The sequence below is a fragment of the Pseudoalteromonas sp. AOP7-A1-14 genome (assembly GCF_052376275.1).
In the GTDB taxonomy this organism is placed as follows: Bacteria; Pseudomonadota; Gammaproteobacteria; order Enterobacterales; family Alteromonadaceae; genus Pseudoalteromonas.
This window is the reverse complement of the sequence record NZ_JBQSVO010000112.1, coordinates 1-12,055: the sequence shown is the minus strand read 5'-3', so window position 1 is coordinate 12,055 and position 12,055 is coordinate 1. Positions and strand designations below refer to the sequence as shown.

Sequence of the window (12,055 nt, the reverse complement as noted above, 5' to 3'; positions counted from 1 at the left end):
AAGCCGCTGTATTTTGCAATACAGCGGCTTTTCAAAGTATATTACTTAAAAGTAATTATGACTTAGGCGCACGACCCGCACGTTTACGCTCACTTTCAGTTAAGTGACGTTTACGAATGCGAATGTTCTCAGGTGTTACTTCTACTAATTCGTCATCATCAATGAACTCAATCGCTTGCTCAAGTGAGTAGTTCAATGGTGGTGTCAATGTTTGTGCTTCATCAGTACCTGATGCACGAACGTTAGTAAGCTGCTTACCTTTAAGAGCATTAACTGTAAGGTCGTTATCACGGCTATGAATACCGATAACCATGCCTTCGTAAACTTCAACACCGTGACCGATGAATAATTTACCGCGCTCTTGTAAGTTGAATAATGCGTTAGTAAGTGCTTTACCTGTTGCATTTGCAATCATTACACCGTTCTTACGAACACCTAGCTCGCCACCTTTGTGCGGACCATAGTGATCGAATGTGTGGTACATAAGGCCAGTACCTGATGTAAGCGTCATGAAATCAGTTTGGAAACCAATTAAACCACGGCTTGGGATCATAAAATCCATACGCATACGGCCTTTACCATCTGGAGACATGTCAGTTAGCTCACCTTTACGAAGACCTAGTTGCTCCATGATAGAGCCTTGATGCTCTTCTTGGCAGTCAATGGTTACTGTTTCATACGGTTCTTCTAAAACACCGTCAACAGTACGTAAGATTACTTCTGGACGAGATACTGCTAACTCATAGCCTTCACGGCGCATGTTTTCGATTAAGATACCAAGGTGTAATTCACCACGGCCAGAAACACGGAAGCTATCTGGGTTAGAAGTATCTTCAACACGAAGTGCTACGTTGTGTACTAGCTCTTTGTCTAAACGCTCACGGATATTACGTGAAGTTACAAACTTACCTTCTTTACCACAAAATGGTGAGTTATTTACAGAGAACGTCATCGTTACCGTAGGCTCATCAACACTTAGTGGAGGTAATGCTTCAACATTGCTAGGGCAACAAACAGTGTCTGAAATTTTCAGCTCACCAATACCTGTTACAGTAACGATGTTACCAGCGTATGCTTTATCTGTTTCAACACGCTCAAGTCCTAAATAGCTTTGTACTGAACCAATTTTACCATTACGTTTAGTACCATCAGCGCTAATAATAGTCACTTGTTGGTTCGGCTCAACAGAACCACGTTTAATACGACCTACACCGACTACACCTACATACGAGTTGTAATCAAGTTGTGAGATCTGCATTTGGAAGTCACCTTCAGGATCGGCTTCCGGTGGTGATACTTCATCTGCAATCATTTGGAACATAGGCTGCATGTTGTCAGACGCTTCGTCTAAATCAAGCGTTGCCCAACCATTAATTGCTGATGCATAAATAACTTTAAAGTCTAACTGTTCGTCAGTTGCGCCAAGGTTATCGAATAAATCAAAGATTTGATCCATAACCCAATCAGGGCGTGCGCCTGGCTTGTCGATTTTGTTGATTACAACAATTGGCTTTAAGCCTTGCGCAAATGCTTTTTGCGTTACGAAACGCGTTTGTGGCATTGGACCTTCTTGAGCATCAACAAGTAATAATACTGAGTCAGCCATCGAAAGTACGCGCTCTACTTCACCACCAAAGTCGGCGTGTCCAGGGGTATCTACGATATTGATGTGGTAGTCTTGCCATGAAATGGCGGTATTTTTAGCCAAAATGGTAATACCGCGTTCTTTCTCAATGTCGTTTGAGTCCATTACGCGCTCTTCGTTACCACCGCGCGTTTCTAGTGTACCTGATTGCTCAAGTAATTTATCAACCAGCGTTGTTTTACCATGGTCAACGTGGGCGATAATCGCTATATTTCTTAACTTTTCGATGCTCATATTTTTACTCAGAGAAATTGAATCTCGTTAATCCTGCAAGATCTACGCACTCACCTGCATTTTCACCAGATGTCCCAGCATAGGATTTAAAAGGGCGCATATTATCCCTTATTAAAGCGATAGATGAAAGTTTCTCCAATAATATATTTTAAAACTTTCGTAATACTATTACTAAGTATCTGTTTTATAAATGACATTTTTATGAACTTTATTGAAATTAAACACTCAAAACTGGTATAAACAGGGTTTTTATACGATATTTAGACAATTAATCAATGCTGCTTGGGATTAAATCGAATGATTAATTTACATGCAATTTTTACAGACCCAACCATGCACCACAATGAACACTTTACGCACTAGCTTGGTGCAGCAATGAATGAAAAATGCTTCTTGTAACAACAATAGTCAATATAAACAAAATGTTATAATTATGGCATAAAACCAGCTTGTAAGAAGCAAAGCAATTATGCAGCAAAAATAAAACCCAACAGTTGGAGGACACATGTCACAATCGGTTTTAGATTTTATTAAAGAAAATGACGTTAAGTTCATAGATTTACGCTTTACTGACACTAAAGGTAAAGAGCAACATGTTTCTATTCCTCATCATCAAGTAGATGAAGACTTTTTTGAAGAAGGTAAAATGTTTGATGGCTCTTCAATCGCAGGTTGGAAAGGCATTAACGAATCAGACATGGTATTAATGCCTGTTGCTGAGTCAATTAAATTAGACCCTTTTACAGAAGATACAACCGTAATCGTTCGTTGTGACGTCGTTGAGCCTTCAACATTACAAGGTTATGAGCGTGACCCACGTTCAGTCGCTAAGCGTGCTGAAGAATACATGCGCTCTACTGGCATCGCTGATACTGTTTTATTCGGACCTGAGCCGGAGTTCTTCTTATTTGATGACGTAAAATATAAATCTGATATGTCTGGTTCAATGTATAAAATTGACGACATCGAGGCATCATGGAACTCAGATAAAGAATACGAAGGTGGCAATACGGGTCACCGTCCTGGTGTTAAAGGGGGTTATTTCCCATGTTCACCAGTTGATTCATCACAAAATTGGCGCTCAGCTACGTGTTTAGTTCTTGAGGAACTTGGTCAAGTTGTTGAAGCACACCATCATGAAGTTGCAACAGCAGGCCAAAACGAAATCGCAACCCGCTTCAATAGCATGGTATTAAAAGCGGATGAAATCCAAGAAATGAAGTATGTTATCCATAACATGGCTCATTTATATGGCAAAACAGCAACGTTCATGCCTAAACCTGTAGTTGGCGACAACGGTTCTGGTATGCATTGTCACCAGTCTTTAGCTAAAGACGGCGTTAACTTATTCGCAGGTGACAAGTACGGCGGCCTTTCTGAAGATGCCCTTTACTACATCGGCGGTATCATCAAGCATGCTAAAGCAATCAACGCATTTGCTAACGCTTCGACTAACTCGTACAAACGCTTAGTACCAGGTTTTGAAGCACCTGTTATGCTTGCATATTCTGCTCGTAACCGCTCGGCTTCAATCCGTATTCCAGTTGTACCATCAGAAAAAGGTCGTCGTATCGAAGTACGCTTCCCTGATCCAACTGCGAATCCATACCTTGCGTTTGCATCAATGCTTATGGCTGGTCTTGACGGTATTAAAAACAAGATCCATCCTGGTGATGCAATGGATAAAGACTTATACGATCTACCTGCTGAAGAAGCTGCTGAAATTCCAACAGTTGCGGCTTCACTTGACGAAGCACTAGCAAGTCTAGATGGTGACCGTGAGTTCTTAACTCAAGGTGGCGTATTTACTGATGACTTAATTGATGCTTACATCTCACTTAAGAGTCAAGAAGTTGAAAAGCTTAACATGACAACTCACCCAATTGAGTTCGAAATGTACTACAGCGTTTAATACGCTGTAGCATAAATTATTAAATAGATAATATATGTGTTCTCAAGCCCGTTTTTACGGGCTTTTTTTATGGTAAATTAATGCATTCTCCACTACAGTTTAGGCTGTACAGAAAATAGTAGGTGGCAGAGTGAAAGTAACAATTTTTTTATTATTAATTATAAGCTTGGTAAGCTTTTATAGTTATTCTGGTGAAAGAAAGATCTATGCCTGGAAAGATAAAAATGGTGTATTAGTATTTTCTGACACGCCAAAAAGTGGCGCCAAAGAAGTTAAGCTCACCACACAAAACTTAACTATGCCTGCAGTCGATACGAGAGTTTTAAATGACCAAGATTTACCAAAAGCCATTAATTACAAAATTGTTATAGCATCGCCCGCTGATCAAGCAACCGTGCGTGAAAATACCGGCTCAGTATATGTAACAAGCCGTATAACCCCACGCTTTGAAAACGGCTTTACCATACAATTATTAGTTGATGGCAGTCCTTTTACTGAACCAAGCAATACCAGCACCTTTGCACTTAGAAATATAAGTAGAGGTATGCATACACTGCAAGTAAAACTATTTGATTCACAAGGCAATAATATTGCTAGTAGTTCATCTAGTACCTTTTTTATGCATCGTGCTTCATCGCTTTAACCAGCCATGACTTTTCTATGCTAAGCTGATAACTATCGTCAACGCACTAAAGTGGTGCAACAATGCACAGTAATAAAAAATTTAGTCCACAACTACTTAATAGTATTTGGCAAAGCCTCACTACCGCAGTGCTTTTGCTCGATAAAGATTTTACGCTTATCTATGCTAACGATAGCGCTAGTGAACTACTTGGCTTAGGCTCAAAACGAATAATTAGCCAGCCCTTCGACAGCTTATTTAATTATCATTCAATCGATTTAAAGCGCATTGCACAGTACTCATTAATTGACGGCGTAGACTGCCACCAGCATAGAGCTGACGTGGTCTTTGTAGACTCTCGCCATGCCAAACTTGCGATCAGTACTAGACGGTTAGCCTTCGATGGACAGTTTTATATTTTGTTTGAATGTCGTCAAACAGATGATGAAATTCGCCATGACCAAGCTTCAAATCAAATGCATCAATACCAAGCTGCACGTAACTTAATACGCGGACTTGCTCACGAAATTAAAAATCCTCTAGGCGGAATTCGAGGAGCGGCGCAATTATTGCAGTATGAAGTTGATCAGCAAGAAAGGGATGAATGTGCTGAGCTAATTATTGAGCAAGCAGACCGTTTACGTGAGTTAGTCGACAGGCTCCTAGGGCCGAATCAATTACCGCAAAAGTCACAGGGTAATATTCACCAAACTTTAGAGTCTGTTTTTAAGTTAACGATGTTAGATAACTGCGCCAATATAAGCTTAGAAAAAGATTACGACCCAAGCATACCGGATGTTTACATCGACCAAGGTAAAGTCCAACAGGTGATGCTTAATATTGTTCGTAATGCCCAGCAAGCATTAATTGATAATGGCGGAGTGATAAAAATAAAAACTCGCATTAATCATCAATACCGTCGCCCAGGTAAAGCCCCTAAAAAGGCCTTGCTGATCCAAGTATCTGACAACGGACCAGGAATAGATCCAGAGATTAAAGAGACTCTATTTTATCCGATGATCACCAAAAAAGATGGTGGTTCAGGATTAGGACTCTCAATAGCGCAAACTTTAATAGATCAACATAATGGTTATATTGAGTGCGATAGCTGGCCTGGTCACACAGAGTTTAATATTTATCTGCCTTTTACGGATTAAATAGTTTGGAGTGTGTATGAAAACAGTTTGGCTGGTTGATGATGATGCCTCGATTCGCTTTGTATTAGAAAAAGCGTTAACCCGCGCTGGCTTTGAAACCCAAAGTTATGCTAACGCACAAGATGTGTTAAGCGCGTTAAAATACAGCCAACCAACAGTGCTGGTATCTGATGTAAGAATGCCTGGTATGGATGGCATGGCGCTGTTGGAACTCATTGCCGAACAAAACCCGGGGTTACCGGTGATCATTATGACCGCTCACTCTGATCTAGATTCAGCTGTAAAAGCTTTTCAAAAAGGTGCTTTTGAGTACCTAGCTAAACCATTTGACTTAGATGAAGCGGTTAGCTTAGTCGAAAGTGCTTGTCGTGCAAATTCCACTAAAAAAACTAAACGCAAACAAGCACCACAAAATAATGCTCATATAATTGGTGAAGCCCCTGCCATGCAGGAAGTATTTCGCGCGATAGGTAAGTTATCAACATCAAGTATGAGTGTGCTTATTAATGGCGAATCTGGAACGGGTAAAGAACTGGTTGCCAGCGCCTTACACAATCACAGTCCTCGTAAAGAAAACCAATTTATCGCGCTTAATATGGCAGCTATCCCTAAAGAGCTAGTTGAATCTGAGCTTTTTGGCCATGAAAAAGGCGCATTTACAGGTGCAGATAGCATTCGCAAAGGTCGCTTTGAACAAGCTAACGGCGGTACGCTATTTTTAGATGAAATAGGTGATATGCCACTCGATGTACAAACTCGCTTACTACGCGTGCTCGCTGATGGTGAATTTTATCGGGTTGGCGGCCATCAAAGTATCAAGGTTGATGTGCGCATCATTGCCGCGACCCACCAACATCTCGAAGATTTAGTTAAACTAGGTAAATTTAGGGATGACTTATTTCATCGCTTAAACGTAGTTAGGTTACGCTTACCCGCTCTTCGTGAGCGAACTGAAGATATAGAGCGTCTAGCACAGCACTTTTTACATACAAGCGCCAAAGACTTGCAAGTGGAAAGTAAAATTCTCAGCAGTAAAGCCACTGAGCAACTACGCTTATTTAACTGGCCTGGCAATGTTCGTCAACTCGAAAACACCTGTCGCTGGTTAACAGTAATGGCACCTGGCGAACTGATAAGTGAGCAAGATTTACCACCAGAAATAATCGACATTATGCCGACAGAGCAAGAAGGTGACTGGCTAGATGCTTTTCAGCATTGGTTAAACCAAGAGCTAAAAGTAGGCAAAGAAAATATATGGCCTAACGTACAAGCGCAACTTGAAACGCGCTTAATTAAAGCAGCACTTTCCAGTTGCGCTGGGCACAAGCAAGAGGCCGCAATAAAGATTGGCTGGGGCCGCAACACGTTGACCCGCAAGCTAAAAGAACGCAATATTAATTCCTAACTTTTATATCAGCAAAGTTAATGAAATTAATTGAGCATATTGCGCTATTCAAGCAGGTGGAAATTATTAATTGATTGTCGTTTTTCCGTGAGCTTCCCCTCAACGAATGGCAGGTATTACCTGAATCATTTTGTCACCTTTATCATGCTCAACAAGGTCACGCGGTATTTAAACAGTACGATACGATTCATTAGTGGTGCTTAAGCACAGCTACCTGCTAGAGCTCGGTACTATTGAGCCCGGAGAGTTTATTGGTGAAGGCGCATTTATTAATAGCCGCGAACGCAGCACCAACGTTCGCGCCAAACCCGACACGATCTTACTCGCTATCACCCAGCTGCACTTACTCGCTTACCTAATGTAATACGTGAAAAAATTAAAGATCGTATTATCGAAGGCATGTGTACACGAATCGCGCAGCTCAGTGAGCACATAGAAAAAAACGGCTAATCTATATACAAAACCTGCAAAGAACAATTTAGTCAACTCGGTTTGTTAACAGACGCGTTATAGCGAAATGTATTTGAAGGTTTTCTCCAAAAGGGATGATGATTAAAATCAACTTAATTTAATTGACTACCTAGCCACCCATCAACACTTTTTCGGCTATACAAAATATCTTTAAACAAGCGATGACGTTGAAAGTCGAGTTGCTTAATTTTACTTTCGTGACCGGTACTAATTTGACTGTGGTTATCATTAAATTTTGAAATTAATGAGAACCCAGTTTCACTGTGCTCTGCATCGCGCTTAATAATATTGTTGAGTTCGGTGCGGACATCATCGGCAGTTAGAAGATCTGATCCATCTAAACCCATTAACTCTTTTTTCATGGCTAATCTTACGCCCATTTTATAACTCCATATTTCTATAAATTTAAGCACGAATTACTTTTTGGCAATTCTTTTTAGCAACGTTTAGGCCAGCTTTATATAGCGCAGCTTACTCGTAAATTACGACAGTTTTTTTAAAATCAAAAAATTATTAATAATTTTACTTGTCAGCACATATAAGCATTAGTGCATTGTGTCGCGTATGCCTTTATACTGCTGACTTTAACAGCCAAATCACCGAGAACCTTATGAACGACGAATACATTGAAATTGAACTAGAAGAAGAGCCGATAGAGCTATGTAAGTTACTAAAGGTTTTAGATTTAGTTGAAGGTGGTGGTCAAGCAAAAAACTTAATTGCCGAGGGCTATGTAGGCGTTAACTATGAAATTTGTACAATCAAACGGAAAAAATTATACAGTGGTGATGTGCTCGAATTCGATGGCGAACAATTTCAACTAACGCTAAGTGAAGATGCGATCCCCGCTGAACGCACTCTACCAAGCCAAGAAATTAAACAGCAACAAGCGGCTAAAGATACTTCAGCACAGCCTGCAAAAAGTAAGCGTAAGCGCACCAAAAAGCCAAAAGTTGATGCAAATACTGGTCGTAAACCAATTTCGTTTGGTTAATTATCACCCCAAATATCGCTTATAAATAGCGTCATCTTTATCTTTAATTACCTTATAAATAATAATGAAAAGGTAATTTATGGCACCGCCAAACTGGCTCTAAAATGTCGCATGGGTAGCACTTCTTTGGAATCTGTTAGCGGTTATTGCGTTTATAATGCAAGTATCAATGACCAAAAAAATGATATACAAACTACCTCTGAAACGACAAGTGGCGTAGGCTAACACTCCTTTCGGTACTCGTTCACTTTTACGATTTCGGTTTACGCAGGCACCGTTGGCTGTGTTTTATTACTCATTAAAATACTCTCGCATGCAAGTTATTTTTAGCGTCATTTACCGCAATTCTCATTCAACAATACTATAACTTTATTGCTATCGACATATTTGGCTTAACCAGTCTTTTTATGCTTATTTTATTATTGCTTTTAAGCTATCAGGGCAGGCGCTTAGCTAACACTGTAAATAATATTGTAAGGCGGTTATTTTGCTCTACACTTTTGTCTAACTTGAAATAAATATTTTCATCATCATCTATACTAATATAGTTTTATTTCTATACAGCAAACAGGTTGGTATTAAGTTTGCTACTTAGCTAAGAAGACAGTCAAGGATATACATATAAATTCATGCCTATGTTTACAGCGAGTTTTCGTTCTGAGCAACTTTAGTGTATAGGCATAACCATAGGGGCTAATAATGAGTAACAGTTTTGACACCGAAAAGCAGCTAACAATCAATGGCGAGCAGTATCATATTCACTCTTTGCAAGGGCTTGGCGACAAAGCTAAGCGCCTGCCTTTTTCACTTAAAGTGCTACTTGAAAATCTTTTACGTAATGAAGATGACGTAAACATTAAAAAACAAGATATCGAAGCATTGCTTAATTGGGATCCCAAAGCAAAACCAAGCGCTGAAGTTGCATTTACTCCTGCCCGTGTAGTGATGCAAGACTTCACTGGCGTACCAGCCATTGTTGATTTAGCCGCAATGCGTGATGCCATGGAAAAGCTCGGTGGCGATCCTGCAAAAATAAACCCTCTTTCACCTGCCGAACTAGTTATTGACCATTCGGTACAAGTTGATGGTTACGGTAATGATGGCGCGTTTGATTTGAACGCTAAACTTGAATACGACCGTAATAAAGAACGCTATGAATTTTTACGTTGGGGGCAAACAGCCTTTGATAACTTAAAAGTAGTACCACCTGCAACCGGTATCGTTCATCAAGTAAACTTAGAATATTTAGCCCGTGTTGTCTTTAACGACAGTAAAAATGGTAAATCATTGGCGTACCCAGATACATTAGTTGGCACCGATTCGCACACTACTATGATCAACGGCTTAGGCGTGCTTGGTTGGGGTGTAGGCGGTATTGAAGCCGAAGCAGCCATGCTTGGTCAGCCAATTAGCTTACTAATCCCACAAGTGGTCGGTATGAAACTTAACGGCCGCCTACCAGAGGGCACCACGGCTACCGATTTAGTACTTACTGTAACCGAAATACTGCGTAAACATGGTGTGGTAGGTAAGTTTGTTGAATTTTATGGTGATGGCCTTGCCGATTTACCACTCGCTGACCGTGCGACAATTGCTAACATGGCACCGGAGTATGGTGCGACGTGTGGTATTTTCCCAATAGATGAAGAAACCATCAACTATTTACGCTTAACTAACCGTGACGAAGAACAGCTAAAACTGATCGAAGATTATGCTAAGCACCAAGGTTTATGGCGCAACGACGGTGATGAAGCTAACTATACCGACACCCTTGAGCTTTCGCTTGATGATGTTGTACCCAGCTTAGCGGGACCAAAACGCCCGCAAGATAGAATCTCCCTCGACAAAGCGGGCGACATCATCGGCAAACACCTTAGAGGTTTTCAAGATGAACGTTCTGAAAAACGTGCTACAAGTGATGATCAACAAGCTCGTATTGAGAGTGAAGGCCCAACTACAAACCCTAATGAACCTGTTGATGAAGCACAGTTTATGGGCGCCGCTAAGGTTAACTATAAAGGTGAGGAGTTTGAGCTAAAAGATGGCGCATGCGTTATCGCCGCTATTACCAGCTGCACCAATACCTCTAACCCAAGCGTAATACTGGCCGCAGGTTTAGTCGCTAAAAAAGCCAAGCAATTAGGTTTAAAAGTAAAGCCGTGGGTTAAAACCTCACTGGCTCCTGGTTCGCAAGTGGTAACTGACTACCTTGATAGAGCCGACTTAATGGATGATCTCGAAGCCATGGGCTTTAACCTTGTTGGTTATGGTTGTACTACATGTATTGGTAACTCAGGGCCACTTGCTGATGAAATAAGTGATGCTATTCAAAAGCATAAATTAGTTGTTAGCTCTATATTATCCGGTAACCGAAACTTTGAAGGACGTATTCACCAAGACGTGAAAATGAACTTTTTAGCGTCACCACCATTAGTCGTTGCCTATGCAATTGCAGGGCGTACAGATATTGATGTATACAACGAGCCTTTAGGCCAAGATGAACACGGTAATGATATTTACCTGAAAAACATTTGGCCAAGTGTCAGCGAGGTCAGTGAGTTAGTTAAAAGTACCGTAACCAAAGAAATGTTCGCGACCAGTTATGCCAATGTTTACAAAGGTGACGAGCGCTGGCAACAAATTAAAATTCCTGATGGGAAATTGTATGATTGGGATGATGCGTCTACTTATATCAAAAAAGCACCATTTTTTGATGACATGAAAGTCGAGCCTCCAGGTATTCCAACCATCGAAGGCGCTCGCTGTTTAGCTAAACTTGGCGATTCAGTAACTACCGACCATATTTCACCAGCCGGTGCGATTAAAGCTGACGCGCCAGCAGGCTTGTACTTACAAGAAAACGGCGTTAAAAAAGCCCAGTTTAATTCTTATGGATCACGTCGTGGTAATCATGAAGTGATGATGCGCGGTACCTTTGCCAATGTTCGCTTGAAAAACTTACTCGCGCCAGGCACTGAAGGCGGCGTTACGCGCACTCAACCTGAAGACGAACTAGCCAGTATTTATGACGCAGCAATGGCTTATCAAGAGCAAGGAACACCGCTCGTAGTATTAGCGGGAGCAGAGTATGGTACAGGCTCATCACGAGACTGGGCAGCTAAAGGTTCGTTACTACTAGGTGTAAAAGCCGTAATCGCCCAAAGCTATGAACGTATTCACCGTTCGAACTTAATTGGTATGGGTGTATTGCCACTGCAATTTAAAGACGGTGAAGGCCATGAGTCACTAGGTTTAACCGGCCAAGAGCAGTTTGATATTGAAGGCCTATACAATAAGACCGATGAAGTGACTGTGATAGCAACAAACAGCGAAGGTAAAAAAGTAAGTTTTAGCGCTGATGTGCGTATCGATACGCCTAAAGAGTGGGATTACTACAAGCACGGCGGTATCTTGCAATATGTGTTACGTAATATGCTTGAGAACAAATAGCTTATTACGCTAAACAAATGTTAAGGGGCTAATTTTTAGCCCCTTTTTTATTGATACAAAACAATGTTTTTGACTAATGACTCGTTACAATAAAAGGTAATTAGGAGGATACATGTCTGAACACGCTATCATTCGCACTCTAAAAATATTTATTATACTGGGTAT

Annotated in this window: 8 protein-coding genes and 1 pseudogene; 7 read left to right on the top strand and 2 right to left on the bottom strand. The window is 40.8% G+C overall.

All coding sequences use genetic code 11. The features are described from left to right. Positions 1 to 55: 55 nt before the first annotated feature. The gene (typA, locus tag ACT3RM_RS14675) at positions 56 to 1,879 is read right to left on the bottom strand and encodes a translational GTPase TypA (RefSeq protein WP_441993064.1); all 1,824 of its coding nucleotides are present in this window, start codon (positions 1,877 to 1,879) and stop codon (positions 56 to 58) included. Positions 1,880 to 2,384: 505 nt separating this feature from the next. On the opposite strand from typA, the gene glnA reads away from it, so the two are divergent. The 5 genes and pseudogenes from glnA (at position 2,385) to ACT3RM_RS14650 (ending at position 7,425) form a co-directional block, all read left to right on the top strand. Continuing rightward, the gene (glnA, locus tag ACT3RM_RS14670; protein WP_441835811.1) at positions 2,385 to 3,791 is read left to right on the top strand and encodes a glutamate--ammonia ligase; all 1,407 of its coding nucleotides are present in this window, start codon (positions 2,385 to 2,387) and stop codon (positions 3,789 to 3,791) included. A 130-nt stretch (positions 3,792 to 3,921) separates the two neighbouring features. Continuing rightward, positions 3,922 to 4,434, top strand: a complete 513-nt coding sequence (locus ACT3RM_RS14665) for a DUF4124 domain-containing protein (protein WP_441835812.1) — start codon at positions 3,922 to 3,924, stop codon at positions 4,432 to 4,434. A 62-nt stretch (positions 4,435 to 4,496) separates the two neighbouring features. Then, positions 4,497 to 5,570: a nitrogen regulation protein NR(II) gene (glnL, locus tag ACT3RM_RS14660; protein WP_441835813.1), complete on the top strand. Its 1,074-nt coding sequence runs from the start codon at positions 4,497 to 4,499 to the stop codon at positions 5,568 to 5,570. A 16-nt stretch (positions 5,571 to 5,586) separates the two neighbouring features. Further along, positions 5,587 to 6,975, top strand: a complete 1,389-nt coding sequence (gene ntrC / locus ACT3RM_RS14655; RefSeq protein WP_441993063.1) for a nitrogen regulation protein NR(I) — start codon at positions 5,587 to 5,589, stop codon at positions 6,973 to 6,975. Between the two features lie 74 nt (positions 6,976 to 7,049). Continuing rightward, positions 7,050 to 7,425: pseudogene (locus tag ACT3RM_RS14650) on the top strand (hypothetical protein). Positions 7,426 to 7,538: 113 nt separating this feature from the next. Here the strand turns inward: ACT3RM_RS14650 and ACT3RM_RS14645 are convergent. Next, a complete protein-coding gene (locus ACT3RM_RS14645) occupies positions 7,539 to 7,826 on the bottom strand; it encodes a hypothetical protein (protein WP_441993062.1) in 288 nt (95 codons plus the stop codon). Between the two features lie 230 nt (positions 7,827 to 8,056). Here ACT3RM_RS14645 and ACT3RM_RS14640 point away from each other — a divergent pair, with 230 nt between their 5' ends. Together ACT3RM_RS14640 and acnA are read left to right on the top strand one after the other, a co-directional pair. Next, positions 8,057 to 8,440, top strand: a complete 384-nt coding sequence (locus tag ACT3RM_RS14640; protein ID WP_441835816.1) for an RNA-binding S4 domain-containing protein — start codon at positions 8,057 to 8,059, stop codon at positions 8,438 to 8,440. Between the two features lie 699 nt (positions 8,441 to 9,139). Beyond that, positions 9,140 to 11,890, top strand: coding sequence for an aconitate hydratase AcnA (acnA, locus tag ACT3RM_RS14635; RefSeq protein ID WP_441993061.1), 2,751 nt, complete (start codon positions 9,140 to 9,142; stop codon positions 11,888 to 11,890). Positions 11,891 to 12,055: the final 165 nt, after the last annotated feature.

What these genes read in the sequence shown, in the direction of transcription:
- typA (WP_441993064.1), bottom strand. Translation starts at nt 1,879, where the DNA reads ATGAGCATCGAAAAGTTAAGAAATATAGCGATTATCGCCCACGTTGAC.
- glnA (WP_441835811.1), top strand. Translation starts at nt 2,385, where the DNA reads ATGTCACAATCGGTTTTAGATTTTATTAAAGAAAATGACGTTAAGTTC.
- glnL (WP_441835813.1), top strand. Translation starts at nt 4,497, where the DNA reads ATGCACAGTAATAAAAAATTTAGTCCACAACTACTTAATAGTATTTGG.
- ntrC (WP_441993063.1), top strand. Translation starts at nt 5,587, where the DNA reads ATGAAAACAGTTTGGCTGGTTGATGATGATGCCTCGATTCGCTTTGTA.
- ACT3RM_RS14645 (WP_441993062.1), bottom strand. Translation starts at nt 7,826, where the DNA reads ATGGGCGTAAGATTAGCCATGAAAAAAGAGTTAATGGGTTTAGATGGA.
- ACT3RM_RS14640 (WP_441835816.1), top strand. Translation starts at nt 8,057, where the DNA reads ATGAACGACGAATACATTGAAATTGAACTAGAAGAAGAGCCGATAGAG.
- acnA (WP_441993061.1), top strand. Translation starts at nt 9,140, where the DNA reads ATGAGTAACAGTTTTGACACCGAAAAGCAGCTAACAATCAATGGCGAG.